This window comes from Nocardioides sp. (genome assembly GCF_050246775.1).
GTDB lineage: Bacteria > Actinomycetota > Actinomycetes > Propionibacteriales > Nocardioidaceae > Nocardioides.
On sequence record NZ_JBFWVK010000001.1, the window covers coordinates 1,918,525 to 1,943,531 of the forward strand.

Here is a 25,007-nt window from a genome sequence, read left to right on the forward strand (position 1 = left end):
CTGCCAGAATTGCCGTATGCCGGCGCCGACGAACCCCACGACAGGGGCTGAGTCGACGCCTGCCGAGGGCGCAGCGGCGGCCCTGCTGCGCCGGGCGCAGGACATCGCCGACCAGCTGCACCGAGAAGCGCTGGCGGAGGCTGAGCGCGCCACGGCCGAGTCCCAACGCCTCGAGGCCGAGAACCGTCGGCTCCGCGACGAGGCGGCCGGCCACCACGCCGAGGCCGAGCGGATGCGGGAGCGCGCCGAACGAGTCCTCGCGGACGCCGCCGGCGAGGCCCGCGCGATCGTCGCCGACGCCAGTGAGCAGTCCACCCTGCTGCTGCGCTCAGCGGAGACCCAGCGCGACCGACTGCTCGAGGAGCTCCACACCGAGCTCGAGGAGCGCCGCGCCGCGGGGCAGGCGCAGATCGCCGCCCAACAAGCCGAAGCCGAGGCCGCCCGGCTGGCTGCCCACCAGGAGTCCGAGTCCCTGCTCGACGCGGCCCGTCAGGAGGCGGCGAACACCACCTCCACCTCGGCCGCCCGCGCCGCCGCGCTCGTCGAGCACGCCCAGATCAACGCCGACTCGCACCTGGCCGCTGCCACCACCGACGCGGCGGCCATGCGCGAGGTGGCCAGCAACGAGGTCGCAGAGCTCTGGCGCGACGCCGAGAAGGAGATCATGGTCCGCCAGGAGGAGGCTCGCGACGCGGTCGCCGAGGCCCGGCGTACGGCGGAGTCCCTGATCGCGACCGCCCGCGCCGAGAGCGAGGCCGAACTGCAGCGCGCCGCCGCCGAGACCGCCTGGACCAAGACAACCGTGGAGTCGCTCCTGGCCGCGGCCGACTCCGAGGCCCAGATGATCCGCAGCTCGGGTCATGAGGACGCCGTGCGGCACCTCGGCGAGGTCCGTCGCCGCATCCAGCGGGTCGTCAACCGCACCAACGACCGGTTGCGCACCGAGTTGGCCGAAGCCGAGCAGCGCGCCGGCGAGCTGCACGCCCAGGCCGCCGCTGCCCTTGCTCAGGCCGACCTCGACGCGATGGAGCGCCGTGAGCTGGCCGATACCGAGCGGCGGGTCCTGCTCGAGGAGGCCGAGAGCCAGGCCGCCCGCACGATCGAGCGCGCCGAGCGGCGCAGCGCCGAGGCCGAGGCGGGCGCGAGCGCCATGCGGGCCCATGTCGCCGACGAGGTGGTGCGGCTTCGGACCGAGGCCGCCGAGCACCTGCGCCGCTCCCGCGAGGAGTCCGCGACCCGCATGGCCACGGCCCAGGCCGAGGCCGATGAGCTGCGCAGCGAGGCCCACCGGGTCCTCGACGAGGCGCGCGCCGAGGTCACGGCCCTGCGCTCGCGCCGCGAGCAGATCACCAGCGAGCTCACCCAGTTGTCCGGAGTGATCGAGGCCCTTGCCGTGCCCGAGTCGCTGCGCCCCACACCAGCAGAACCCGATGAGGAGCAGACATGAGCCAGCCCGAGCACCAGTTCCGTGTCGTCATGCGGGGTTACGACCCGGCCGACGTCGACCGGAAGGTCGCCGAGCTCGAGGCCAGGATCGCGACCGCCGAGCAGGGTGCCAACGACCTCCGGTCCCGGCTCCAGAGCGCTGAGTCGCAGGCCGGTTCCGCGTCGAGCCAGCCGGCGTCCTTCGAGCATCTCGGGGCCCGGGTCGGGCAGATCCTGTCGCTCGCCGAAGCCGAGGCGACCGAGCTGCGCGACCAGGTCCGCGCCGAGGTGGAGACGCACCGCAAGGAGTCCGAGCAGGCCAGCCTGGTGATCCGGGACGAGGCCGACCAGTACGCCGATCAGCGCCGCCGTGACGCCGACGCCGAGGCCACCCGGATCGTGACCGACGCCAAGCGCGCGGCCGACGGCGAACGCGATGCTGCCGAACGCGACGCCGCCGCCCGTCGTCAGGAGGCCGAGGCCATCTTCGAGCAGCAGCGTGCCAACGCCGCCAAGGCCGCGTCCGACTTCGAGACCACCCTCGCGGAGCGCCGGGACCGCACCACCGCCGAGTTCCAGGAGCAGCAGGCAGCCACCCAGGCCCAGCTCGACGCCATGGCCGCCCGCGTCGACGAGGTCAAGGCGACCGCCGAGCGTCAGCAGGCCGCCGCTGAGGCCGAGGCCCGCCGGATCGTGGAGGAGGCCGAGGGGCGCGCCGCCGCGCTCGTTCGTGAGGCCCGAGCCACCGCCGACCGGGTCCGCGCCGACTCCGACCGCGAGCTCGCGGCCGCCTCGCAACGTCGCGACAGCATCAACGCCCAGCTGTCCAACGTGCGCCAGATGCTGCAGACGCTCTCAGGGTCCGCCACCGGGTTCGCGGTGGACCCGCTGCCCGAGGTGCCCGAGGCGTCCTCGGAGGACCAGGTGGACGAGGCGGGCGAGCCTCAGTCCTGACGCGCGTGCCAGGCGCGCAGGACGTCGGCCTCGGCGTCCCTGCTCAGCCCGGTCACGGTGCCGCCGTGGGTGCGCAGCCACGCCAGCGTGTCGTGGGCCGTCTCGGCCAGCGGCCGCGGCCGCAGCCCCGCTGCCCAGGACGGGCCGGCGTCGTGGGCGAGCAGCCCGTCGTACTCGGGCAGCGGGAGCCACAACGGCAGCGACGCCGGGCCGGCCCAGGGCTCCACGCCGTGCCCGGTGAGGAACCCCTGGTCCACCCACGTCAGGTCGGGCGCCGCCCCGACCCCGGCTGCCACTTCGGACAGCGCCTCGGCGCGGCTCGTCACCGGTCCGACACCGTCGAAGACGCCGGTACGCCGCTCCTCGCAGCTCTCGACGATCCACTCCGCGAGGTCGCGCACGTCGATCACCTGGACGGGGTCGTCCGGTGATCCGGGCGCCAGCACCTCTCCGCCGTCGGCGAGTCGGTCCGGCCAGTAGCTGAACCGGCCGGTCGGGTCCCCGGGACCGACGATCAGGCCCGGTCGGACCACCATCGAGGACGCGGCTCCGGCCTGCACCGCCTGCTCGCAGGCCACCTTCATGGCGCCGTACACCTCGGACCCCGAGGCAGGGTCCTGGTCGGTCGTCACCGGCTCGACCAGGCCGAGGGTGGCCGGGGTCGCCCCGACCGTCGTGGTGTCGGCGTAGACGTTGATGGTCGAGACGAACACCCAGTGCGCGTGCGGCACCGCGCCGACGGCCCTGCGCACCCAGGACGGAAGCCGTGCGACATCGACGACGGCGTCCCAGTCCCCCGCGAACGCGGTGCCGTCGTCGTCCTGGCGATCGACCACCAACCTCCGGGCACCCGGCGGGACCGAGCCGGACGTGCCCCGGGCCGCGCAGGTGACCTCGTGGCCGCGTCGGAGGCCGGCCTCGGCCACCGCTCGCGAGAGGAAGACCGTGCCGCCGAGCACCAGCAGCTTCATGCCTGCCCCTCTCCCAGCACCGCCAGGAGGGCGCGCGCGTAGGCCGCCTCGGCGTCGACCTCGACGTGTCGCTGGGTCTCCCCGGCCACGGTCACGCTGACGGCGAAGCCGCTCGGCACACTCCCACCTCCCAGGCTCTCGAGGGAGCCGAAGCGGTCTCCGAGCAGGTCGCGCAACTGGTCCTCGCGGGGCAGCCAGACCGCGGCGTCGGCATCGAGGCTGTCCAGGGCCCACTCGGTGGTGCCGTTGAAGGCCAGGAGTGGCCCGGTCGGTGTCTCGCGGATCTCGATCACCATGTCGCTGAGCACGAACACCACCTCGTCCAGGTCGCGGTCCGGCACCATGAACCGGTCTCCGTTGGCCGGCGTCCACCGTACCCCCGACGCGTGGAGCGCGCGGGCGAGATCAAGGCTCATCACCTCACCAGTGTGGACTACCCCTGGCTGCGGTTGATCTGGGTCTGACTGGCCTGGTCGCGCGGTTTGAGGACGAGGAGATCGATGTTGACGTGCCAGGGCAGGCTGGCGATCCAGCCCACGGTGTCGGCCACGTCGGCCGCCGACAACGGACCGGGCACCCCGGCGTACGTCGCGTCGCGGCGCGCCTGGTCGCCTCCGAACCGACGAAGGCCGAACTCCTCGGTGGCGACCATGCCGGGGGCCAGCTCGGTGACCCGGACCGGTTGGCCCAGCAGCTCCTGGCGCAGGGTGCGGGTGAGCACCGAGACCCCCGCCTTGGTGACGGTGTAGCCGCTGCCGCCGACGTAGGCCTCGTGGGCGGCCGTGGAGGTGACGTTGAGCAGGAGCCCGTTGCCACTTGCTACGAGGGCCGGGAGCAATGCCTGGGTGACCTGGAGCGTCCCGATGACGTTGACGTCGAACATCGTCTTCCAGTCCGCCACCGACGCCTCGGCGACCGGGTCGGCTCCCAGGGCACCTCCGGCGTTGTTGACCAGCACGTCCAGGGTGTCTCCGACCGCGGTGGCCAGCTCGGCGACCGCTGTGGCATCGGTGGTGTCACACACGACGTAGGTCGCGCCGAGCTCGTCGGCGAGCTCGGCCAGCCGGTCCTCGCGCCGGGCCGCGAGGACCACCGTGAACCCGTCGGCCGCCAGGCGCCGGGCGGTGGCGGCACCGATGCCGCTGCTGGCTCCGGTCACGACGGCGGTGCGGGTCATGTCTGTCTCTTCTCATCGGGGTAGGGAGGAGTGGTGGTGCCCATGATCCAGTCGTCGAAGAAGGACGTGAGCTCCTGGCCGGTCTCCTTCTCGATCCAGTCGAAGTACTGCTCGCGGGTGGCGTTGCCTTCGGCATGGACCTGGGGCCACGCGCGCACCATGGCCCAGAAGGCCGGCGGGCCCAGGCGGTGACGCAGCGCGTTCCACATCAGTGCCGGTCCGTAGTAGATGTTGCCCTCGCCGAACTCCCCGGCCTCGTAGGCGCCCGGTGGTCCCGACTCCGCGCGCAGCTGACTCTCGAAGGGTGCCCACATGGCCAGCTTCTGGTCGATGCTGATGCCGTCGCGGTCGGCTTCGTAGGCGCCCTGCAGGAACATCGTCATGCCCTCGTTCATCCACACGTCGCGCCAGTCCGTCGGCGAGACGAGGTCGCCGTACCACTGGTGGGTCAGCTCGTGCTGGATCACCTCGTCCGACAGCGTGTAGTCGGTGTCGCCGAGCGTGATCATCGTCTGGGTCTCCATCCCCGACTCCGAGTCGACCACCAGGATGCCGAAGGAGGAGAACGGGTAGCGCCCGAGCCGGGCCTCGTTCCAGGCCATCACCTGCGGGGTGACCCGCAGCGCGCGCAGGATGTCGCCCTCGCCGCGAGGCGTCCAGTAGCTGATGGGAACGCCGCTGGCCGACTGGTCTTCTGTCTGGACGAAGTCACCGACGGCCAGGGTGGTCAGGTACGACGACGCGGGTGCGTCGAGGTGCCAGCGGGTGACGGTGTGCTCACTGTTGGTGCGCCGTGACTGCAGCACCCCGTTGGCCACCCCGACCCACTGCCGAGGCGCCCGGATGGTGAAGTCGTAGAGCGCCTTGTCGGAGGGCTGATCGTTGACCGGGTACCACGTGAACGCACCGTACGGCTCCTGCATGGTCCAGATCTCGCCGCTGGGCGTCACCGTGAGGCCGGTGGTGCTGAAGTCCGAGCGGGTGGTGGGCGCCGGCACCGGTGCCGGCGTGCCGGCGTAGGAGATCACGACGGTGTAGCGCTGGTCCGCGCGCACCGCCTGCTCGACGACCAGCTGGTCGTCGTCCTGGTCGAAGTCGACCCGGTTGCCGTCCACCGTCAGTTCCGAGACCGAGAGGGCCTCGAGCAGGTCGAGCTGGAAGTCGACGGCGTCGGTGGTGGCGCGCAGGTCGACGGTGGCGATGCCGGTGAGCACCGTGTCCTCGGGGTCCCAGGTCAGGTCGAGGCCGTAGTGCAGGGTGTCGATGCCCGGGTCGCCCTGGTCGGGGTAGTAGCTGTCCTCCAACGGGTCGCTCAGGGCCGGCGTCAACGCGGCGTCGTACGCCGGGCCGTCGGTGCCCTGCGCCGGCCCGCTCGGCCTCTGGTCGTTGCCCGAGTCCGTCGAGCTCGCCGCGGGTGGGGCGTCGCCCCCGGACAGCAGCCGGACGGCGACGACGCCGGCGGCCACCACGAGCAGGACCGCGACGAGCACGCCGAGGCGGCCGCGGATCACCCGAGCTCCTTGGACATCTGCAGCACCCGGTGGTCGGTGGGGCCGAACTCACCGACCCCCACGTAGCCCCGGGCCCGGTGGAACGCCAGGGAAGGCTCGTTGGGTGGGTCGATGTTGACCTCGAGGACCAGGCGGGTGTCGGCGCTGGCCTCGAGGTCGTCGTAGACCGCTGTCCCCAGTCCCCGGCGCTGGAAGGCGCTGTCGATGACGATCCGGTCGAGGTAGGTGAACGCGTCGAAGCGGCGGCAGAACTCCCGATAGCTGGGGGAGTCGTAGGGGGTGTGTGCGGCGAACGTGAAGACGAAGCCGGCCGGCGTGTCGTCGACCTCGATGACCAGGGCCCGTTCGGACCAGCCGAGGAGGTCGAGCATCCGGGGCTCCTCCATCGGAGCCGTGAGGTCGACGTGCAGCCGGTTGAGCTCGATGACGAACGCGTGGTCGCGCGGCTCGACCGCGCGCAGGTGCAGGTCGGAGTTCATTCGCTGACCCTCAGCAGCGGTCGCACCAGCCGTCTCCCGTCATGGACCTGGGACTTCACGGTGCCCAACGGAGCCCCGGTCTCGGCGGCGATCTCGTTGTAGGACAGGCCGTAGACATCGCGGAGCAGCAGCGGGGTCACGAACGACGGGTGCTCACGCTCGAGGATGTCCATGGCCTCCAGGAGGTCGAGCCGGGTGCCTGCGATCACGCTGGTGGTCTGGGGATCGGCACGCTCCAGGCCGAGGTCGTCGCCGGCTCCTCGGGGGGTCGCCTGGTTCTTGAGACGCCGGTAGGTGGAGCGCGCGCTGTTCACGGCCACGGCGTGGACCCACGTCGTGAAGCGGCTCGTGCCCCGGAAGCTGCCGATCTTCGCAGCGATGTTGATCAGGGCCTCCTGGCACGCGTCCTCCGCGTCGGGATTGAACGGCAGCACCCCCCGACAGATGTTGAGCACACGCGGTCGCAGCAGCCGGATCACGTCGTCGAGGGCCTGCGCATCGCCCTCCCGGGCAGCCTGCGCAAGCGCGTCGATCTCGTCCGGTGTCGGTGGTTGCAGCTCGTTGCCGGTCATGCGGTCGTCTCCCCCTTCGTCCTCTGCAACATAATGCAGGGGTGTCCCTACCCGTGCGTCTTGGCCGTTACGCCGTTCGGCGACGCATCGGTTCGGGCGGGTTCGCGACGGTGTGGCTCGCCTACGACGAGCAGCTCGACTCGCCGGTCGCGATCAAGGTGCTGGCCGACAACTGGACCGAGGACTCCCAGGTCCGGCGCCGGTTCGTCGAGGAGGGCCGGTTCCTGCGCAAGGTCGACTCGCCCCACGTGGTCGGGGTGCACGACGCCGGGGAGCTCGAGGACGGTCGCCCCTACCTGGTCATGACGTACGCCGACCAGGGCACCCTCGCCGACCGGCTCACCGCGGGGCCGCTGTCGGCTGACCAGGGCATCGACATCATCCGGCAGGTCGGCCTCGGCCTGAGTGCGCTGCACCGCCGCGAGGTGCTGCACCGCGACGTGAAGCCGCAGAACGTCCTGTTCCGCACCGACGAGTCCCAAGGCGTCGACCAGGTCCGCGCGATGCTGGGCGACCTCGGCCTGGGCAAGTCCCTCGACATGTCCTCGCGGCTCACGATGATCGCGGGCACCCCTTCGTTCACGGCGCCGGAGCAGGCCCGGGGGGACGCGCTGGATGCCCGGGCCGACCAGTACTCGCTGGGGGCGCTCACCTACCTGGTGCTGACCGGGCGGCCGCCGTACGCACATGCCAGCCTGGCGGCGGCGGCTCAGCCGGCCCCGGCCCCGCCGCTGGGCACGGCCAACCGGCCCTACCCTGCGGCTCTGGAGGCGGTGGTGGCCAGGGCCCTCTCGGTCGACCGTGCGGACCGGTGGCCCGACATCGACTCCTTCGTGGGGGCTCTCACCGCCGCTGCGGCTGGCCAGGAGCTGCCTCCAGCGCCCGAGCGGGACCTGCGTGACCCGGAACTGACGGCCGTCGGGGTGCGGCCCTCGGCGCCTCAGGTGGCGTCGACCGAGCCGACGCCATCGACGCCCGATCGTCGGAGTCGGCGCTGGCCGGTGCTGGTGGCCGGGATCCTCGCGACGGCCCTCGGTGCCGCTGGCGTCTGGCTCCACCTCGAACGCCAGGACCCGTATGTGACCGTCTCCGACGACCAGGGGTCGATCTCGTTGGAGGTGCCGCGATCCTGGCGCACGACCGTCGCCGACGGGGGCTGGCAACCGCCGGGCCAGAGCATCTCCTACCCGGCCGTCCAGGTCGGGTCGCCGAAGGACGGTCCTGCGGTGTTCGCGGGCCTGATGCCCGGTGCCGCCCTGCCCGAGCTGCTTCCCGGCCACCCGGAGTGCGACGACGTGCGCCCACGGGTGCGCGGAGGTGCCGGGGAGCGGTCCGAGACCGAGGTGCACACCGGCTGCCCGGGGGTGGTCGTCGAGCGGGTGGTGCGCGTGACCGACAACCGGTGGCTCTGGGTCCAGGTGCGTTCGGACGACAGCGCCACGGCCAACCGGGTGCTCGACGGCATCCGCGTGCACGGCCTGTCCTGAGCCGTCTCAGTCCGCCGGACGGACGCTCGCCGACACGGTCTCCAGCAGGTCGTCGAGGCCGGGCAGGTCCTGTTCGCGTCCGGCGACCGACACCTCGACGGCGGCGGTGCCGTTGGCGTCGGGGATCCACCGGAACGTGTTGAAGCGCAGCCAGTTGGCCTGCGGGTCCCGATAGCTCATCTTGATCGTGTCGGCGGTCTTGAGGAGCACGTGCACATCCTCGAACAGCGACCGGAAGGCGACCAGTCGCTGGTCGACCAGGGCCTGGGGGGACAGGCGCTGACCGAGCACCAGCTCCAGGCGCAGACCGTAGCCTCCCCCCTCGCTGTCCGGGGGCACATAGGTGTTCTCGTTGGGTCCGATCACCGTGGTGAGCCACCCGCGCGGCACGGTGCCCCGCCAGGCATAGGCGTCCGATCCGATCCTGATGGGGCGGTAGTCCAGCTTCGGCTGCAGCGTGGGCAGGGCCACGTCATCGGCGTACGGCTCCTCCGGCGCCTGGGTGGGCAACCGCGGACCGGACGCAGTGAGCGGCTGGGCGGTCTCGGCCCGGGACGGGTCGGTTCGGGTGAGGGTCACCAGGGCCCAGCCGGCGACCGCCCCGAGCAGGACGCAGGTGACGAGGGCGGCCAGAATGACCGTCACCTTGCCCTCCACACCCCGTTGCATCGTCCAAGGGTATCGACGCAGGGACCCGCGTGGAGTTGCGTGGGCCACAAGCGGCGGGGAAGGTGGAGGCATGACTGCTGAGGCCATGTACGACAAGCACCGTGATCGACTCGACAGCGCGGTGGCCGCCATCGCGACACGAGGACACTTCGCCGCTTTCGACGAGTCCCCCTCTCCCCGGGTGTACGGCGCGGAGGCGGCCCAGGAGGGCAAGGCCGCCTTCGAGGCCTGGCGCGACACCGAGTTCCCGCTGGCCACCCCAGGTGCGAACGGCCTCGTGGCCACCGAACGGTCCCCGTTCGGGTTCGAGCTGGGCATCGCCTACCCGCGGGCCCAGGACATCGAGGCACTCACGCAGGCGGCCGGCGCCGGGCTGAAGGCGTGGCGCGACGCGGGTCCCCAGGCCCGGGTGGGTGTCTGCCTCGAGATCCTCGATCGGCTGCACAGCCGGATCTTCGAGCTGGCGAACGCGGTGCAGCACACCAGCGGCCAGGCCTTCGTGATGGCGTTCCAGGCCGGTGGCGCCCACGCCCTGGACAGGGCCCTGGAGGCCGTGGCCTACGCGCACGAGGAGATGGGCCGCGTGCCCGCCTCGGCGATCTGGGAGAAGCCGGGGCGAGGCGAGCCGGTGCGGATGGAGAAGACCTTCACCGCGGTGCCCCGCGGGGTGGCCCTGGTGATCGGCTGCAACACCTTCCCCACCTGGAACTCCTGGCCGGGACTCTTCGCCTCCCTGGTCACCGGCAACCCGGTGATCGTCAAGCCGCACCCCTCGGCCGTCCTCCCGCTGGCCATCACCGTGCAGGTCTGTCGCGAGGTGCTGACCGAGGCCGGGTTCGACGCGGACCTGGTGACGCTGGCCGCCGAGGAGCCCGCCGACCGGCTGGCGGCCACCCTGGCCACGCACCCCCGGGTGAAGCTCGTGGACTTCACCGGGGGCAACGGGTTCGGTGACTGGCTGGAGCTGAACGCCCGTCAGGCCACGGTCTTCACCGAGAAGGCCGGGGTCAACACGATCGTGCTGGACTCGACCGACGACTTCGACGGGCTGTGCGCCAACCTGGCCTTCTCGTTCGCTCTCTACACCGGACAGATGTGCACCGCTCCGCAGAACCTCTTCCTGCCGGCCGAGGGCATCGCCACCGACCAGGGCACCAAGCAGCCGGCCGACGTGGCGGCCGGGATCGGCGCAGCCCTCGACCGACTGCTCGGTGACGACGCGCGCGCCGTCGAGCTCCTGGGGGCTGTGGTGAACCCAGCCGTGCTCGGCCGGCTGGACTCAGCCGCCAGCCACGGTGAGGTCCTCGTCGCGAGCCGGACGATCACCCACCCGGCCTACCCGGACGCCGAGGTGCGCACCCCCACGCTGGTCGGGCTGACGGCGGCCGACGCCGACACCTACGAACAGGAGTGCTTCGGGCCGGTCGCCTACCTCATCGCCACCGACGGCACCGCAGCCTCTGTGGCGTTGTTCCGCGACACCGTGCAGCGGCGCGGGGCGATGACGGCGGCGGTCTACTCGACCTCCGCCGACGTCATCGCCTCCATGCGCGACGCCGCCTTGGATGCGGGCGTGGCCCTGTCGGAGAACCTCACCGGTGGCGTCTTCGTCAACCAGTCCGCTGCCTACTCCGACTTCCACGGCACCGGGGCCAACCCGGCGGCCAACGCGTCCTACACCGATGCCGCCTACGTCGCCAGCCGGTTCCGATGGGTGCAGTCGCGCCGCCACGTGTGAGCCCTCAGACCGGTTTGGCGAAGACCACGAGGTTCTTCGTGTAGTGGAAGTGGCCGTCGGGGCGGACCTTGATGCGGGCGCAGGTGATGAGTGCCAGACGGGGCGCCCCGGTGGTGGAGAAGACCCGCAGCGGGAGGTGCCCGCGCGTGTAGAGCCTGCGGTGGGTCACCCGGTAGCGGTGCACCGTGCCGTCGCCGGCGCGGTAGCCGATGAGCTGCCCCGCCTTGGCCTTGCGCAGCCCCCACATCGCGCCCGGAACGTTGTGTTCGTTGCTCACGTGTCCGGCGATCACCGTGGTGCCGATCGCGTCTCCCGGCGTGGCGGTGCGATCGAGCATCACCAGACGCTGGGTGGTGCGCGGCAGGGACATCCGACGACCCACCAGGCCGGTCGGAGAGACCCGGGCGTTGAGGCGGGCGCCAGGGAAGGTCACCCGGGCCACCGACGGACGGGCCACCGACGGACGGGCCAGCAGACGGCCCAGCGTGCCGCTGAAACCGGTGTTGACCAGCGGCGGGATCAGCATCGGGGGCTTGCGCACCAACGTCGACTCGGAGGCCAGCCCACACCGGTGGGTGGCTGCCACGTGATGGGCGTCGGCGCTCGAGCGCGCCACCCAGGTGTAGTGACCCGGCTCGGCGATGGTGATCCCCGGCGTGGTGACGGTGCCGTTGCGCGGAGTGAACTCGACGGTGCCGACCGCCGTGGCCGACGTGCACCGGGCGGCCTTCGGTGAGCTGAACGGGCCGTAGAGGGTGGCCCGCCCGATGCCGGTGTAGGTGCCGTAGCCGCTGCCGGTGACCCGGTCGCGCAGCGTGACGCCCGGAGCCGCCACCGCGGCAGAGGTCCGCGTGGTGAGGCTGGGTCGGGCCTTGGCCGGTGCCGGAGGCGTGTGACCGTGCCAGGTGTCGTGACTCGTGACAGGGGCGCCGGTGGCGATCCCGATCCCGGTGACGGTGGCGTCATCGGAGTGGCTGGTGCCGGCCGCCATCGCCGGCACCGTCCCCGTGCACGTGAAGGAGTCGCCCGGGTTGAAGGGTCCCTCGACCCAGGTGGTCCCGCTGCTCGGCCCACCCAGGGCGCTGAAGTCGCAGGAGATGTCGGTGATCGCCGGTCCGGCGATGGTGGCGTCGCTGACCTCGACCTGCCTCAGCGGCTCGTCGCCGGTGTTGGTGATGGTGAAGGTGATCGGGGTCGGCTGGCCCACCACCAGGTCCGCTCCCGGAGCGTCGTCGTAGTCGCCGGGAAAGTCCGTGCCGTCCGTCGTGGCCGGGCCGCCGTCGTTGGTGGACCACTTCTCGAGGTGGATGTCGGGGCCCTGCCCGTCGCCGGTCGGGGTCGGGTTGATCAGCGTGAAGCCGTCGGACTGCTCGACGCCGTTCATCCGCACCACCCCGGTGTTGGTGTATTCCTTGAGCGACGGGTCGGTGACGTCGGCCTTGATCCGGACCTCGGAGTAGAAGCCCTGGGGGACGTGCGACCAGATCACGCTCAGGCTGGTCGTCGTGCAGGTGACCGTGGGTGCGCCGAGCTGCTGGCCGGCTGGGTAGGCCGGGGTGCGGGTCGCGTCGTAGTGGCCGGCATAGGGCGCCGTGACGGCACCGCTGGCGTTGGTGGTGGCGCTGATGGCGGAGGACAACGAGGAGCAGTCCAGGGTGTAGCCGGCGCTGGGACGGTCGATGAACTCGATCGTGTTGTCGTCGGTGTCGGCGGTTGCGGGAGCCAGGATCACGAACTGCATCCGGGTCGGGTTGGCCGGGTCGAGCCACCACCCGCGCTTCGTGGCCCGGTTGACCCCACAGTCCTCCTCGCACTGCACGCCCTCGGTGACGGGCACCGTGATGACACTCGTGCCGGTGTCGAAGGTGAGCTCGTGTTCTCCCGGCCCGGTGGCCTGGTAGATGGTGGTGAAGGAGCACGTGCCGCTGGCCGACGGGTGCGCCAGCATGTAGTCGGTCAGGGTGAAGGTCACCAGCCCTCCGGCCGAGACCACCCCCTGGGCCACCGGCGTGACGCCGTCGGGCGCCAGGAGCGGGAACGAAGCTGCTCCCTGCCACCTGAGCTCGTCGGGCAGCTGCAGCGTGAAGGTGTCGCCGGGCTGCGACCCGACCGGGACCCGCCAGGTGCACGAGAAGCGGAGCGTCTCGCCGTCCCAGACGTCGCCGGTGGTCTGCAGGGTGACACCGGTGATGGCGTCGTCGATCACGTCGGCGCGAGCCGGTGCGGTGATGGAGAGCGTCGCCAGGACGGACATCAGCAGGCTGGTGAGGATGGCCAGCAGCCGGGTCGGTCGTGCGGTGGCGCGCGGATGATGCTCAAGCATGTGGTGTTCCCCCGGTGGTCTTCGTGTCGGACGGTCGTCCACCGGGTAGGACGCAGAGGGGGGTTCGGTCCTTACGAACTTCTGGGGTAGCGGAGCTGGGTGACGTCCTCGCTGATCCCCCACAGGCGCGCCTGGGCCGAGCGGTCGTGGGCCAGGTCACTGCTGGTCACGAGCTGGGGGAGCCCGCGCCACTGCTGGAGCCCTCCGGGACCGCAGTAGCTGCCGCCGGGCAGGTCGGCGCTGGCCGCCATGAGGATCGGCAGTGCTCCCATGTGGGCGGATTGCGCGGTGGCGCGCATGACCGCATTGAGGATGGACGCCGCACCTCCGGCCGCCCGACCGGTCTGGCCGGTCGCGAGCAGGTGGGTGGCCGAGTAACCCGGGTGGGCAGCCATCGCCTGCACCGGCAGCCGAGCGGCCCTCAGGCGATGCTCTAGCTCGTAGGTGAACAGCAGGTTGGCGAGCTTGCTCTGCGCGTAGACGCCCCATCGGGAGTAGCGCCGCTCGGGCACCCGGGGGTCGCCCAGGGGCGCCTGACGGGCGGCACGGTGGGCGTTGGAGCTGACACTGACCACGCGCCCGGAGCCGGCGAGGAGCTGGGGGAACAACAGCCCGGTCAGGAGGAAGTGCCCGAAGTGGTTCGTCGCCATCTGAAGGTCCAGCCCGTCGGGGGTGCGCGTCGACGCGGTCGCCATCACGCCCGCGTTGTTCACCAGGAGGTGCACGGCTCCCAGGCCCGCGGCCTCGCCCGCAGCGCGGCGTACCTCACCCAGGTCGCTGAGGTCCACCCGCAGCAGACGGACGTCGGCGCCGGGGACCTGCGCGACCAGGCGGGCCCTGCTGGCCTCGAGCCTGGCTTCGCTGCGGGCGGCGAGCACGACCGTGGCACCCCGCCTGGCCAGCTCGAGGGCCACCTGTTCGCCCAGGCCGCCGGTGGCGCCCGTGACCACCGCCGTCCGGCCGGTCTGGTCGGGCAGGTCGTCCAGGGTCCAGGCGGCGCTCATGTCGTCACCTTGTCACTGCTTGACATCGGCAGGCGCACTGGGAGACTCCGGGGATGACCCGCTATGGCCAGCAGTTCGGTCCGGACTTCACCTTCCTGGGCGTTCCCATGTGCGACCTCGACGACCCGGCGTCGTACGCCGATGCCGACGTGGTCATCATCGGGGCCCCGTTCGACGGCGGGACCTCGGGCCGCTCCGGCGCCCGGTTCGGTCCGATGGCGATCCGGATGCGGGACTACCTGCCGCACGACGGTTCGCGGCCCAGCCTGGCGCTGCGCACCGACGGCCTCGTCGACCTGAAGGTGGTCGACGCGGGGGACGTCGAGATGTACTCCGGCGACATCAACGTCGCGCTGCCGGCGCTCGAGGTCGCGGTCGAGAAGGTGACGCGGGCCGGCGCCATCCCGGTGGTCCTGGGCGGAGACCACTCCGTCACGCTGCCGGATGCGACCGGGGTGGCCAACGTGTTCGGGCACGGCCGGATCTCGATGATCCACTTCGACGCCCATGCCGACACCGGGGACATCGAGTTCGGCTCGCTCTACGGTCATGGCCAGCCCATGCGCCGGCTGATCGAGTCGGGCGCCCTGCGAGGCGACCGATTCCTGCAGATGGGGTTGCGTGGCTACTGGCCGCCCCCGGAGACGCTGGACTGGATGGCCGGCAAGCAGATGCGCTCCTACGAGATGACCGAGATCGGGCACCGCGGCCTCAGCGTCTGCCTGACCGAGGCGTTCGGCATCGCCATGGACGACTGCGACGGGGTGTTCCTGTCGGTCGACATCGACGTGTGCGACCCGGGGCACGCGCCGGGGACGGGCACTCCGGAGCCCGGTGGCCTGACGGCGCGCGAGCTCCTCGACGCCGTACGCCGGATCTGCCTCGAGCTGCCCGTGGTCGGCGTGGACGTGGTGGAGGTCAGCCCGCCGTACGACCATGCGGAGATCACCGCGGCGTTGGGCAATCGCGTCGTCCTGGAGTCGCTCTCGGCCATCGCCCGACGCCGTCGTGATGCCCTCGAGGGCACCAGCTGGGACCCCAGCCTGCCGCTCCTGGCCGACCGTGGCCCGCTGCCGGGCGAGGAGATGGGCTGAGCGCGTGCACGACATCGACCAGACCACCGAGCAGATGGTGCGCAGCGTCCTGGCGTACGCCGAGAACCGGCTGCGCATGAACCCGGTGCCCCTGGACCGGGGTGCCCTGCCCGCGCAGGAGCTGTACGAGCGACTGGACGGCCTGATCCGGGGCGCCGGGCGTCCCCCGGACGAGGTGCTCGGGGTCTATGCCTCGGTGATCGCGCCGAGCGTGATCTCGGCCGACAGCCCGCGGTTCCTCGGCTTCATCCCGGCTGCCCCGACCAAGGCCGCCCTGCTGTTCGACATGCTGGTCTCGTGCGCCTCGATCCAGGGCATCTCCTGGCTGGAGGCCTCGGGCGCGATCGCGGCCGAGAACACGGTGCTGCGACTCATCGCCGACGAGGCCGGGCTGCCGGCGGGGGCGGGGGGTTGTTTCGTCTCCGGCGGCTCCGCGGGCAACCTGTCCACCCTCGCGGTCGCCCGTGAGACGGCCAAGTCGCGACTCGGGGAGGCGCTCGGCGGGCGCCGGCTGCGGGTGGTGGTGGGCACCGATGCCCACTCGTCGATCGTGAACACCCTGAGGCTGCTCGAGATGGACGCCCTCGTCGTGGAGACGCCCGATCATCGACTGACGGCCGACACCGTGCGTGCCGCGATCGCTGCCGACCCGGACCCGAGCGACATCGCCGCCGTGGTCTGCACCTCGGGGACGACGAACGCCGGCATCGTCGACGACCTGGCCGGGGTGGGGGCACTGGCCAAGGAGCACGGGTGGTGGTTCCACGTCGATGGTGCCTACGGCGGGGCAGGCATCTTCGCCCCGTCGCTCAAGCACCTGTACGCCGGGCTCGAGCTGGCCGATTCCTTCATCCTCGACCCGCACAAGTGGCTCTTCACCCCGTTCGACTGCTGCGCGGTCCTCTACCGCGATCCCGAGCTGGCGCGCGGCGTACACACGCAGGACGCGTCGTACCTCGACGTGATCCACACCTCGCACGGTGAGTGGAACCCCACCGACTACGCCTACCACCTCACGCGCCGGGCCCGGGGCCTGCCGCTGTGGTTCTCGCTGGCGGTGTACGGCGTGGATGCCTATCGCGAGGCGATCGAGGTCGCGGCGGACCTGGCCCGGCAGACCGCGGACCTGATCCGCGCTGCGGATCATCTCGAGCTGATCCGCGAGCCGGACCTCGGCGTCGTGCTCTTTCGCCGGATCGGCTGGGGGCACGAGGACTACACCAGGTGGGCAGAGCGGCTGCATCAGGACGAGGTGGCCTTCATCCCGCCGAGCAAGTGGGACGGGGAGACCGTCGGCCGCTTCGCTTTCCTGCACCCCGACACGAGCCTCGACGTCGTCCGCGAGGTGCTGGCCCGGACCTCCTAGCGGTCCCGTCAGTCGAGGTGTCGCTGCTCCTCGACCCGCTCGACGCGAGTGGTGGAGCGGGTGCGCTGGGAGTTCATGACCAGGGCCAGCACGATCGCGAGGGCCCCCGCGACCAGACAGATCCAGCCGAGCGTGTCCGACGCGATGGCGTCGTCGATGCTTGCCGGCAGGTCGACTGCGCCGGTCACCAGGATCAGGCCGATGACCAGAAGGACGATGCCGATTCCAATACCCATGCCGCCCACCCTCCCGGGTGGGACGACACGACGGCACACCCCAATGGGTGGTGGGTCAGAAGGCGTCCTCGGACAGATCCATCAGGGACAGGTCCACGGACTCGGCGATCGCGCGCTCCGCGGTGATCTTCGGGAGCACGTTGTGCGCGAAGAACTGGGCAGCAGCGATCTTGCCCTCGTAGAACGCCTGGTCCTTCTCCGAGACCTCGCCGGCCAGCGCCGTCAGGGCCACCTCGGCCTGGCGCAGCAGCAGCCAGGCGCAGACGATGTCCCCCAGCGCCATCAGCAGGCGAGAGGAGTTGAGGCCGACCTTGTAGATGTTGCGTAGGTCGCCGCCCTCGGCGTTGACGTCGGCCGACATCAGCTGCCCGATCATGGCCCCGACGATGGCGTTGCCGTCGGCCAGGGCCGTGGCGAGCAGGCCCCGCTCGACCTTGAGCCGGCCGTTGCCGGCCTCTGAGGCCAGGAACTTCTCCACCTCGCCGGCCACGAAGCCGAGCGCCTTGGCCTGGTCCTTCACGATCTTGCGGAAGAAGAGGTCCTGACCCTGGATGGCCGTGGTGCCCTCGTAGAGGGTGTCGATCTTGGCGTCGCGCACGTACTGCTCGATCGGGTACTCCTGCAGGAAGCCGGAGCCGCCATAGGTCTGCAGGGACTCGGTGCCCAGCAGGGTCCAGGACCGCTCGGAGCCGTAGCCCTTCACGATGGGCAGCAGCAGGTCGTTGACGGCCTCGGCCAGCTCGTCACGCTCGCCGGCGTGGTTGGCGAGCATGACCTTGTCCTGCCAGGTGGCGGTGTAGAGCACCAGCGCCCGCATGGCCTCGGCGTAGGACTTCTGCGTCATGAGCGAACGGCGTACGTCGGGGTGGTGGGTGATGGTCACGCGGGGGGCGGTCTTGTCCGCGGCCTGGGTGAGGTCGGCTGACTGCACCCGGGTCTTGGCGTAGTCGAGCGCGTTGAGGTAGCCGGTGGACAGGGTGGCGATGGCCTTGGTGCCCACCATCATGCGTGCGTTCTCGATGACCTGGAACATCTGGGCGATGCCGTTGTGCACCTCGCCCAGCAACCAGCCCTTCGCCGGCTCGCCGCCACCGACGCTGGGGTCGCCGAACGTGACCTCGCAGGTGTTGGAGACCTTGATCCCCATCTTGTGCTCGACTCCTGTGACGTAGACGCCGTTGCGCTCCCCGGTCAGCTCGCCGGAGTCGTGGTCGAAGTGGATCTTGGGCACCAGGAAGAGGCTCAGTCCCTTGGTGCCGGGGCCCCCGACCCCCTCGACGCCGACCGGTCGGGCCAGCACGAGGTGCATGATGTTCTCGCTCATGTCGTGCTCGGCGGAGGTGATGAAGCGCTTGACGCCCTCGATGTTCCACGAGCCGTCGTCGTTCAGGGTGGCCCGGGTGCGACCGGCGCCGACGTCGGAGCCCGCGTCAGGCTCGGTGAGCACCATCGTGCAGCCCCACTGGCCGTCGACCATGTGCTGGGCGATCCGCTTGTCCCGGTCGTTGCCGTTGCGGTAGACGATGTTGGCGAACGCCGGCCCGGCGGCGTACATCCAGACCGGGGCGTTGGCGCCGAGCACCAACTCGCCGAGGGCCCAGATCAGCGACGAGGGGGCAGGCTGTCCGCCGAGCTCCTCGAGCACTTGCAGGCGCCACATCTCGGAGTCCATCCAGGCCTGGTAGCTCTTCTTGAAGCTCGCAGGGATGTCGGCGGTGTTGGTGGCCGGGTCGAACACGGGCGGGGTGCGGTCGGAGTCCTCGTAGGACGCGGCGAGGTCCTCGCGGGAGAGTCGGTCGACCTCGCGCAGGATCGATTGTGCCGTCTCGGTGTCGACCTCCGCGAAGGGACCTGTGCCGAGGACCTGGTCGCGACCGAAGACCTCGAAGAGGTTGAACTCGATGTCACGCAGGTTGCTCTTGTAGTGGCTCACTGCTCCACCTATTCCGTTCTCGTGTGCGGGCTACTGACCGGTAACTTAAGTATCCTTCGTCAGCGGCCGAATCGCAAGGCGAACGCCGAGACTCCTCGAGACACACCTGTGACCAGATCCACATCGCGACCCCGGGCTTCCATTCTGCCCATTCTGTAGTAAGTTACTTATATTGGGAGTAGAGGCCCCCCTTCCGCCCCCGATCCGCGCGGTCCGACGGACGCACCCCCGTCGGACCGCGCACTCCAGCCTGCGTTTCACGTCTTGGTCAATGGATCCGGTGGACTTATCTGACAGACTGACGCCATGCGAGTCTCCGCCAAGTCCGACTACGCCCTGCGGGCCCTCATCGAGATGGCCGGACGCACCGACGGTGTGCCCGTGAGTGCCGAGGAGCTCGGGCGCCTCCAGGGCATCCCGCACGGCTTCCTCCAGGCGATTCTCGCCGACCTGCGCCGCGCTGGCGTCGTGGTGTCGCAGCGCGGCCAGTCCGGTGGCTGGCGGCTCAACCGCGAGCCCGAGGAGGTGAGCGTCGCCGACGTCATTCGCGCCGTCGACGGCCCGCTGGTGTCGGTCTACGGACTACGCCCGGAGTCGGTGAGCTACAACGAGTCGGCGGCCGTCCTCCAGCATGTCTGGATCGCCGCGCGCAGCTCGCTGCGCGACGTGTTCGAGCAGGTCACGCTGAGGCAGATGGCCGACGGCAAGCTGCCGAAGGCAGTGACCAGCCGCACCGGCGACGAGGACGCCTGGCAACCACACTGACGCCGGCGCTCACTCGGGAGCTCGGGCTGCCAGCTTGCGCTTGAGCTTCTTGCGCTTCTTCTCCAACGCGGCATTGCGGATCTCGAGCTGCTCGTTGTGCTCGCGCAGTCGCGCCACCTCCACCAGCACGTTGGCCAGGGCGTTCGTCGTCGTGCGCAGCCGCTCCTTGGCCGGTACGTCGTCGGGGGACATCGCCGAGCCGGCCGGCACCGTGGGGAGCAGGTCGTCCAGCTGGCCGCGCACGTCGTAGCCCGCGTTGGCGATGAACTTGTGCCACACCTCGGCGCGCGCCAGCAGCTCGTCGTACAGCTCGGGAGGCGTGGTCGTGGGCGGGGCGGAGGTGTCGCCGAGGATGCGGTCGGCGAAGTAGCGCTTCACCACAGTACGGCGCAGCTGGCCCTCGATGCGGCCGTCGATCGCCTCGTTGACCCCGCGCAGCACCGCGGCTTCGGTGGTGCCCAGCGCGGGCTGGCTGGCCCGAGCGACATCGGGGGCGAAGCGTCCTGGGTCGAAGCCCACGACGGCGCCGAGCTCGGCCCAGATGGTGGCCCGCGGATCGCTCACCTGCGGTACGGCGATCACGTGGATGCGCTCGGCCTTCACGTGACTCCAGCGTCCCAGCACCTCCACGAGGTCCTGGGACCTCCAGAAGTGACGCGCCTGCGCATGGCCGCGATCGGGGTCCATGATGCGCTCGTGGAAGCGACCGAAGGTGACCGAGTCGCCTGACTTGACCGACTCCTGCCAGCCCGTGGCCACCTGGGTGCCGGGGTCGCGCACGGTCACGATCACGTGGACCTCGCGCCCCGACAGGCCGTCGAGGAAGAGGGCCACCTGGTCGGCGTCGGCTCCGGCGAACAGCTCCTGGCTGAGCACCACGGTTCCCTTGAGCTTGAAGATGCGCCGGCACACCTCGGCCCAGGTGCCCTCGACCTCCGAACGCTGGTAGCCCCAGTCCTTGTGGTCGCGCCGGATCTCGATCGCCGCGCGCAGCAGCTCCTCGGTCGAGTGGGCGGCTACGTCGATCCCGACCGCGGCCAGGCCGGCACTGTGGGTCAGGAGCGCCTGCTCGACGAAGGCCGCGCCGGTGCCAGGCAGCCCGATGTGGATGAACACCTTGCGACGCGTCATGCCACCACGGTGACATGTCTCGGCGCCCAGCGCATGAACATCCCGTGTCGCGGGCGCAAATCCCCTACAGGGAGCGGGCGGACAACCAGGTCAGGAGCGGCTTGAGCGCACGCCAGTCGGCACGCACATGATCGAGCAGGTCGGCCTGGTGGATGAAGGGCTCGAAGCCGTAGGAGCGTCCGGCGAGGATCTGCTTGTGGCGCAGCAGCTCGATCCTGGGGTGCTCGGCGTCGTACCCCCGCGGGGAGGTCTTCAGCTTCTCGCCGCCGATCTCGAAGCCGGCCCGCTCCAGCTTGCGCAGCGCTCGTTGCAGCTTCGGCCCGGTCACGTCGTCGGCGATGGCATCGCGCACGGCGGCCAGTTGTTCGCCACCGGCCTCGTAGAAGCCGGCTCCGACCCGCATCCCGCGAGCGGCGATCTCGACGTACCAGCCCGTGGCGGGGCCGGTGGCCACGAAGGCCCCCTGGTGCGTCTTGTAGGGCGTCTTGTCCTTCGCGAAGCGGACGTCGCGGTAGGGGCGGAACACCTTGGCGGTGCCGAACTCCGGCTCCAGGGCCTTCACCAGTGCCGCCATCGGAGCCTTGACAGCTTCGTCGTAGACGGCCTTGTTGGCCTCCCAGAAGGACTTGGTGTTGTCCATCTCGAGGTCGTCGTAGAAGTCGAGGGCGGCCACCGGAAAGCCTTGGAAATCGGACACCCGGCGACGGTAGCCCAGACTCGGTGAGCGCGGCTCAGGAGGGCGCTGGTGCCCAGACCTGCTCGTCGCCGCCCTCGCCGAAAGCGTTGATCGTCAGGACGTCGCCAGCGCACCGGGGCGTGGTCAGGAAGGCCTCACCGCTGCCGGGTGACTCGTAGACGACCTCCAGGCGCCCCTGCGGGGTCCAACGCAGCAGGCGGGCCTTGTCGACGTCCTTCTGGGAGTCGCGCACGAAGTACGCCGAGTCGCCGCACCACGTGAGCGATCCCGTCGTCCCCGGCCCGAGGTCGACCTCGCCCTCACCGGCGCTGGCGAAGAACTCGCTCTGCTCCACCCGGTTCTCGTTGGTCACCACCGACCAGACGGCGCCGGTGGCCGTGACCGCGCCGTCCCAGCCCTTGCAGTCGGTGACGTCGGGGAAGGGGGTGATGGTGGCCCCGTCGAGCCGGGCCACGGTGCGGCACTGGGGCTGGCCGCTGAAGGTGAGCAGGCTGGTGGCGGTCGGGGAGATCAGGACGTGGGAGAAGCCGGCCCGCCGCGGGGCGCAGTAGCCGAGGGTCGACTTCATCGCGGGCAGCTCCACGCTCGCCAGGCAGTAGCGGCGACCCGGGCCCAGGGTCGGATGCAGCACGGTCCCCCCGCCGACCGCCCAGGAGCCGCCGTTGACCGTGGGCAGGTCGGAGTCGCCGTCCAGCGTGGACTCGTCGCCGGTGGCCAGTTCCACGACGGTCGCTCGACTGGGCTGCACCTCCTGCTTGTCCTGCGCGACCATCACCAGCCAGGTCCCGTCGGTGAGGACGTCGTTGAACTGGAACCGGGCCGGTGCGCGGAAGCTCGACGTACGACCGGCGTTGTCCAGCGTGACCACGCGCTGGGCCTGGTCGACGACGATCGTGAAGTCCTTGCCCTTCGTGACCACGTCCGTGCGCGACGCATCGAGCGCCGTCCAGTCCAGAAGGTTGGTGACCGGGTCGCCGGGGTCGGGATCAGGGTCGGGGGAGGGGTCGTCCGTCGTGCTCGAGGGCGAGCTCGACGTTGCCGAGGGCGATGGCGAGGGCGAAGGCGCCGGGTCGGGGTCGCCCGAACAGCCCGTGGCGACGAACGCCAGCACCGCGGCGGTCACGGCTACCGAACGAGCGACGCGCATCAGACCCCGATGTTGTGCTGGAAGTGCGCCAGGTTGGCCCGATAGCTCTTGTAGGCGCTGCGGTTCTGGACCCGCGCGATGTAGGGCTCGGAGGGATCGAAGCGTTGCTGGTTCCAGGGTTCGAAGTAGCTGACCAGATTCGCCTTGGCCCCCCGCTTGTTGTAGCCGCGGCCGACCTGGAAGTGCCCGGAGGCGTTGTCGTCGAGGTAGGGGTAGAACTCCTTCAGCAGGATCGGGTGGAAGATCAACGGCGCCTTGTAGTCGACGATGTGGCGCATGTTCAGCAGCATCCACTGCCGGTAGGTGAAGTCCTTGATGTCGAGCACGATGTAGGGCCCGGCATAGGCCGGTCGGTCCCAGCCGGTGACGGCGTTGGTCACGCGCACCATGTCGGTGATCGCCGAACCGCTGGAGGTGGTGCCGAGCTGGTCGGCCCAGTGGTTCTGGGACTTGCGGGTGCCGCTCCAGTTCCAGGCGATCATCTGCATCGAGGTCGGACCGCAGTAGTAGGTCACGGCCTGCTCGGCGACCTTGCGGGCGTCCAGGATCCAGGAGCCGCGCGGGTAGTCCTTGTTCGTCTTCACCACGGGCGCCGCGCCGGCGCTCGGTGTCGCTGAGGGACTTGCAGTGGCCTTGGCGGCAGGGGCTGCAGGGTCGGTGGGCACCGTCACCTCGGGGTGTCGGCTCAGGAAGCCCTCCGGCAGCGGGATCCCCTGGATCTGGTTGCGCAGCAACCACACCTTGGCCACCGACCGGGCAGCGGCGGTGAGCTCGGCGCGGTCGGCTGCGGCTCGGGCACTCGGGGCGAGGGCGGCGGTGGCCCTGAGGGTGGACGCGAGATCCCGGTCGCCCGTGGTGACCTGATCCGCCGTACGGCGTGCTGCCGCGCGGCTCGCCTCGGCGCTCACGTCGGCGACGACGTCGCTGGGGGAGGCAGTGGTCCAACCGCTGTGCAGGCAGTAGCGCTGGCCCTCGAAGTCGGCGCAGCGCACCTGACTGGCCGCCAGGCTGGCCAGGGGGGAGCGAGCGGAGAGTCCCCGAGCGGAGGTGAGGCCTTGAGTGACGACCCGGTCGATCTCAGCCTGGGCCTCCGGCGTCACCGCACTCGGTCCTGCGCTGGCGTCAGCGAGGTCGCCGTTCTCGGCGGCCGCGGAGGGACGCACGGCCCGGTCGTCGTCTCCCCCTCGGGGCACGAAGAGGGCCCCGACGAGCAGCGCAGCCAGGGCGCCGACAGCCACCTTCAGGCCGGGAGAGGTGCCGGAGCGTTGCCGAGATGCACGGGGCATGGGGAAGACCTCGTTCAGTGGTGGGTGGGGAGTGTCTCGAGTACCACTGTCCACAATAACCTCAAAAGTCGTCAAGTTTCCCAGAAGTCACAGGAGAAACAGCGGACCGACACGCCGCAGGAAATGCGAACGGCCCGGCGTGGTTCACGCCGGGCCGTAACTGGAGCGGATGACGAGACTCGAACTCGCGACATCGACCTTGGGAAGGTCGCGCTCTACCAACTGAGCTACATCCGCAGGTGCCCCTTGGTGACGGGCACGGGAATCCTACCTGTTCACTCGACCGGGGTCAGGGTGGGTCGGCGCGCAGAGACCAGGTCCCCGCTGGAGCGACCGGTCAGGCGACGGTGGACCCAGGGCACCGCATGCGTCCGGACCCAGTCCAGGTCGTGGGCCAGCCGAGCCCTGCGGTCCAGCTGCTCCAGCTGGCCGAGAGGCAGCGGTGCCAGGGTGTGTGGCACGTCCAGCCGGTCGAGGACGGCGATGGCGATCCGTTGGTGGCCGGCCGCATTGAGGTGCATGCGGTCGCGGTCCCAATGTCGCCAGTCGCGCAGCTCGCGCATTCGCCAGAAGTCCACCAAGGTCGCGCCGTGCTCCTCCACGCTCTGGCGCAGAAGCTCGTTGTAGAGGGCGAAGCGGCCCCGGACGGGGGCGTAGACCGCCGAGCCGCCGGTGTCGAACGCGGTGAACACCACCACGCGGGCACCGCTCGCGGTGAGCCGGGCCAGCGCGTCGTCGTAGGACTCCATCAGGCGATCGAGGTCCACGCGGGGTCGCATGATGTCGTTGGCGCCCGCGTAGATCGTCACCAGATCCGGAGCCATGGCCAGCGCGGGAGACAGCTGCTCGGACACGATCGCGTCGAGCTTCCGGCCGCGGATGGCGAGGTTGGCGTAGGTGAAGTCGTCGACCCTGGTCGCCAACACCTCCGCCACCCGGTCAGCCCAGCCGCGGACCCCGTTGGGCCGCTCGGGATCGAGGTCGCCGACGCCCTCGGTGAACGAGTCGCCGAGGGCGACGTACCGCTGGAAACCCATGACCA

23 protein-coding genes and 1 tRNA gene are annotated in these 25,007 nt (G+C 70.7%); 7 read left to right on the forward strand and 17 right to left on the reverse strand.

The window, feature by feature from the left end:
* Positions 1 to 16: 16 nt before the first annotated feature.
* A complete protein-coding gene (locus tag AB7I40_RS09110; RefSeq protein ID WP_428345651.1) occupies positions 17 to 1,447 on the forward strand; it encodes a hypothetical protein in 1,431 nt (476 codons plus the stop codon).
* Positions 1,444 to 2,379: a DivIVA domain-containing protein gene (locus AB7I40_RS09115; protein ID WP_428345652.1), complete on the forward strand. Its 936-nt coding sequence runs from the start codon at positions 1,444 to 1,446 to the stop codon at positions 2,377 to 2,379. Before AB7I40_RS09110 ends, AB7I40_RS09115 begins: the two co-directional genes overlap by 4 nt.
* Here AB7I40_RS09115 and AB7I40_RS09120 read toward each other — a convergent pair.
* Genes AB7I40_RS09120 through AB7I40_RS09145 form a run of 6 tightly spaced genes read right to left on the reverse strand, consistent with a single transcriptional unit; the run spans position 2,370 to position 7,089 of the window.
* Complete coding sequence (locus AB7I40_RS09120) at positions 2,370 to 3,350, reverse strand: NAD-dependent epimerase/dehydratase family protein (protein ID WP_428345653.1); 981 nt, start codon at positions 3,348 to 3,350, stop codon at positions 2,370 to 2,372. The two genes, AB7I40_RS09115 and AB7I40_RS09120, sit on opposite strands and share 10 nt — an antisense overlap.
* Positions 3,347 to 3,766, reverse strand: coding sequence for a pilus assembly protein CpaE (locus AB7I40_RS09125; protein ID WP_428345687.1), 420 nt, complete (start codon positions 3,764 to 3,766; stop codon positions 3,347 to 3,349). Before AB7I40_RS09125 ends, AB7I40_RS09120 begins: the two co-directional genes overlap by 4 nt.
* A gap of 17 nt (positions 3,767 to 3,783) precedes the next feature.
* On the reverse strand, positions 3,784 to 4,527 hold the full coding sequence (locus tag AB7I40_RS09130; RefSeq protein ID WP_428345654.1) for an SDR family NAD(P)-dependent oxidoreductase: 744 nt from the start codon (positions 4,525 to 4,527) through the stop codon (positions 3,784 to 3,786).
* Positions 4,524 to 6,038 (reverse strand): M1 family metallopeptidase, encoded by a 1,515-nt coding sequence (locus AB7I40_RS09135; protein ID WP_428345655.1) that lies wholly within the window; start codon positions 6,036 to 6,038, stop codon positions 4,524 to 4,526. Before AB7I40_RS09135 ends, AB7I40_RS09130 begins: the two co-directional genes overlap by 4 nt.
* Positions 6,035 to 6,517 carry a GNAT family N-acetyltransferase gene (locus tag AB7I40_RS09140; protein WP_428345656.1) on the reverse strand — a complete coding sequence of 161 codons (483 nt, stop codon included), beginning with the start codon at positions 6,515 to 6,517 and terminating at the stop codon, positions 6,035 to 6,037. The genes AB7I40_RS09135 and AB7I40_RS09140 overlap by 4 nt, the downstream gene beginning before the upstream one ends.
* A complete protein-coding gene (locus AB7I40_RS09145) occupies positions 6,514 to 7,089 on the reverse strand; it encodes an RNA polymerase sigma factor (RefSeq protein WP_428345657.1) in 576 nt (191 codons plus the stop codon). The genes AB7I40_RS09140 and AB7I40_RS09145 overlap by 4 nt, the downstream gene beginning before the upstream one ends.
* A 41-nt stretch (positions 7,090 to 7,130) precedes the next feature.
* On the opposite strand from AB7I40_RS09145, the gene AB7I40_RS09150 reads away from it, so the two are divergent.
* Positions 7,131 to 8,576, forward strand: a complete 1,446-nt coding sequence (locus AB7I40_RS09150; protein ID WP_428345658.1) for a serine/threonine-protein kinase — start codon at positions 7,131 to 7,133, stop codon at positions 8,574 to 8,576.
* A 6-nt stretch (positions 8,577 to 8,582) separates the two neighbouring features.
* Here the strand turns inward: AB7I40_RS09150 and AB7I40_RS09155 are convergent, their stop codons facing one another.
* A complete protein-coding gene (locus tag AB7I40_RS09155) occupies positions 8,583 to 9,245 on the reverse strand; it encodes a hypothetical protein (protein WP_428345659.1) in 663 nt (220 codons plus the stop codon).
* 70 nt (positions 9,246 to 9,315) lie between these two features.
* Between AB7I40_RS09155 and paaN the strand changes: the two genes are divergently transcribed.
* Complete coding sequence (gene paaN / locus AB7I40_RS09160; protein ID WP_428345660.1) at positions 9,316 to 10,983, forward strand: phenylacetic acid degradation protein PaaN; 1,668 nt, start codon at positions 9,316 to 9,318, stop codon at positions 10,981 to 10,983.
* 4 nt (positions 10,984 to 10,987) lie between these two features.
* On the opposite strand, the gene AB7I40_RS09165 is transcribed toward paaN, so the two are convergent.
* Both AB7I40_RS09165 and AB7I40_RS09170 read right to left on the reverse strand, forming a co-directional pair.
* The gene (locus AB7I40_RS09165; protein WP_428345661.1) at positions 10,988 to 13,306 is read right to left on the reverse strand and encodes a sortase domain-containing protein; all 2,319 of its coding nucleotides are present in this window, start codon (positions 13,304 to 13,306) and stop codon (positions 10,988 to 10,990) included.
* A 71-nt stretch (positions 13,307 to 13,377) separates the two neighbouring features.
* On the reverse strand, positions 13,378 to 14,310 hold the full coding sequence (locus AB7I40_RS09170) for an oxidoreductase (protein ID WP_428345662.1): 933 nt from the start codon (positions 14,308 to 14,310) through the stop codon (positions 13,378 to 13,380).
* Between the two features lie 53 nt (positions 14,311 to 14,363).
* On the opposite strand from AB7I40_RS09170, the gene speB reads away from it, so the two are divergent.
* Both speB and AB7I40_RS09180 read left to right on the forward strand, forming a co-directional pair.
* A complete protein-coding gene (gene speB, locus AB7I40_RS09175; protein ID WP_428345663.1) occupies positions 14,364 to 15,404 on the forward strand; it encodes an agmatinase in 1,041 nt (346 codons plus the stop codon).
* A gap of 4 nt (positions 15,405 to 15,408) precedes the next feature.
* Entirely contained in the window at positions 15,409 to 16,770 is a 1,362-nt protein-coding gene (locus AB7I40_RS09180; protein WP_428345664.1) for a pyridoxal phosphate-dependent decarboxylase family protein, read from the forward strand.
* Between the two features lie 8 nt (positions 16,771 to 16,778).
* Here the strand turns inward: AB7I40_RS09180 and AB7I40_RS09185 are convergent, their stop codons facing one another.
* Together AB7I40_RS09185 and AB7I40_RS09190 are read right to left on the reverse strand one after the other, a co-directional pair.
* Positions 16,779 to 17,006 (reverse strand): DUF6458 family protein, encoded by a 228-nt coding sequence (locus tag AB7I40_RS09185; protein ID WP_428345665.1) that lies wholly within the window; start codon positions 17,004 to 17,006, stop codon positions 16,779 to 16,781.
* Positions 17,007 to 17,061: 55 nt separating this feature from the next.
* Positions 17,062 to 18,939 carry an acyl-CoA dehydrogenase gene (locus AB7I40_RS09190; protein ID WP_428345666.1) on the reverse strand — a complete coding sequence of 626 codons (1,878 nt, stop codon included), beginning with the start codon at positions 18,937 to 18,939 and terminating at the stop codon, positions 17,062 to 17,064.
* Positions 18,940 to 19,245: 306 nt separating this feature from the next.
* Here AB7I40_RS09190 and AB7I40_RS09195 point away from each other — a divergent pair, with 306 nt between their 5' ends.
* A complete protein-coding gene (locus AB7I40_RS09195; RefSeq protein WP_428345667.1) occupies positions 19,246 to 19,704 on the forward strand; it encodes an RrF2 family transcriptional regulator in 459 nt (152 codons plus the stop codon).
* 9 nt (positions 19,705 to 19,713) lie between these two features.
* Here AB7I40_RS09195 and AB7I40_RS09200 read toward each other — a convergent pair whose 3' ends face one another.
* The 6 genes from AB7I40_RS09200 to AB7I40_RS09225 form a co-directional block, all read right to left on the reverse strand.
* Positions 19,714 to 20,835, reverse strand: a complete 1,122-nt coding sequence (locus tag AB7I40_RS09200; protein ID WP_428345668.1) for a hypothetical protein — start codon at positions 20,833 to 20,835, stop codon at positions 19,714 to 19,716.
* A gap of 64 nt (positions 20,836 to 20,899) precedes the next feature.
* Positions 20,900 to 21,532 (reverse strand): DUF2461 domain-containing protein, encoded by a 633-nt coding sequence (locus tag AB7I40_RS09205; protein WP_428345669.1) that lies wholly within the window; start codon positions 21,530 to 21,532, stop codon positions 20,900 to 20,902.
* A 34-nt stretch (positions 21,533 to 21,566) separates the two neighbouring features.
* A complete protein-coding gene (locus AB7I40_RS09210; protein WP_428345670.1) occupies positions 21,567 to 22,679 on the reverse strand; it encodes a hypothetical protein in 1,113 nt (370 codons plus the stop codon).
* A complete protein-coding gene (locus tag AB7I40_RS09215; RefSeq protein ID WP_428345671.1) occupies positions 22,679 to 23,965 on the reverse strand; it encodes a C39 family peptidase in 1,287 nt (428 codons plus the stop codon). The genes AB7I40_RS09210 and AB7I40_RS09215 overlap by 1 nt, the downstream gene beginning before the upstream one ends.
* A gap of 161 nt (positions 23,966 to 24,126) precedes the next feature.
* A tRNA-Gly gene (locus AB7I40_RS09220) sits at positions 24,127 to 24,202 on the reverse strand.
* A gap of 38 nt (positions 24,203 to 24,240) precedes the next feature.
* Positions 24,241 to 25,002: an SGNH/GDSL hydrolase family protein gene (locus AB7I40_RS09225; protein ID WP_428345672.1), complete on the reverse strand. Its 762-nt coding sequence runs from the start codon at positions 25,000 to 25,002 to the stop codon at positions 24,241 to 24,243.
* Between the last annotated feature and the right edge of the window lie 5 nt (positions 25,003 to 25,007).

What these genes read in the sequence shown, in the direction of transcription:
- AB7I40_RS09195 (WP_428345667.1), top strand. Translation starts at nt 19,246, where the DNA reads ATGCGAGTCTCCGCCAAGTCCGACTACGCCCTGCGGGCCCTCATCGAG.
- speB (WP_428345663.1), top strand. Translation starts at nt 14,364, where the DNA reads ATGACCCGCTATGGCCAGCAGTTCGGTCCGGACTTCACCTTCCTGGGC.
- AB7I40_RS09165 (WP_428345661.1), bottom strand. Translation starts at nt 13,306, where the DNA reads ATGCTTGAGCATCATCCGCGCGCCACCGCACGACCGACCCGGCTGCTG.
- AB7I40_RS09185 (WP_428345665.1), bottom strand. Translation starts at nt 17,006, where the DNA reads ATGGGTATTGGAATCGGCATCGTCCTTCTGGTCATCGGCCTGATCCTG.
- AB7I40_RS09125 (WP_428345687.1), bottom strand. Translation starts at nt 3,766, where the DNA reads ATGAGCCTTGATCTCGCCCGCGCGCTCCACGCGTCGGGGGTACGGTGG.
- AB7I40_RS09210 (WP_428345670.1), bottom strand. Translation starts at nt 22,679, where the DNA reads ATGCGCGTCGCTCGTTCGGTAGCCGTGACCGCCGCGGTGCTGGCGTTC.
- paaN (WP_428345660.1), top strand. Translation starts at nt 9,316, where the DNA reads ATGACTGCTGAGGCCATGTACGACAAGCACCGTGATCGACTCGACAGC.
- AB7I40_RS09155 (WP_428345659.1), bottom strand. Translation starts at nt 9,245, where the DNA reads ATGCAACGGGGTGTGGAGGGCAAGGTGACGGTCATTCTGGCCGCCCTC.
- AB7I40_RS09145 (WP_428345657.1), bottom strand. Translation starts at nt 7,089, where the DNA reads ATGACCGGCAACGAGCTGCAACCACCGACACCGGACGAGATCGACGCG.
- AB7I40_RS09120 (WP_428345653.1), bottom strand. Translation starts at nt 3,350, where the DNA reads ATGAAGCTGCTGGTGCTCGGCGGCACGGTCTTCCTCTCGCGAGCGGTG.
- AB7I40_RS09115 (WP_428345652.1), top strand. Translation starts at nt 1,444, where the DNA reads ATGAGCCAGCCCGAGCACCAGTTCCGTGTCGTCATGCGGGGTTACGAC.
- AB7I40_RS09215 (WP_428345671.1), bottom strand. Translation starts at nt 23,965, where the DNA reads ATGCCCCGTGCATCTCGGCAACGCTCCGGCACCTCTCCCGGCCTGAAG.
- AB7I40_RS09110 (WP_428345651.1), top strand. Translation starts at nt 17, where the DNA reads ATGCCGGCGCCGACGAACCCCACGACAGGGGCTGAGTCGACGCCTGCC.
- AB7I40_RS09200 (WP_428345668.1), bottom strand. Translation starts at nt 20,835, where the DNA reads ATGACGCGTCGCAAGGTGTTCATCCACATCGGGCTGCCTGGCACCGGC.
- AB7I40_RS09225 (WP_428345672.1), bottom strand. Translation starts at nt 25,002, where the DNA reads ATGGGTTTCCAGCGGTACGTCGCCCTCGGCGACTCGTTCACCGAGGGC.
- AB7I40_RS09130 (WP_428345654.1), bottom strand. Translation starts at nt 4,527, where the DNA reads ATGACCCGCACCGCCGTCGTGACCGGAGCCAGCAGCGGCATCGGTGCC.
- AB7I40_RS09170 (WP_428345662.1), bottom strand. Translation starts at nt 14,310, where the DNA reads ATGAGCGCCGCCTGGACCCTGGACGACCTGCCCGACCAGACCGGCCGG.
- AB7I40_RS09140 (WP_428345656.1), bottom strand. Translation starts at nt 6,517, where the DNA reads ATGAACTCCGACCTGCACCTGCGCGCGGTCGAGCCGCGCGACCACGCG.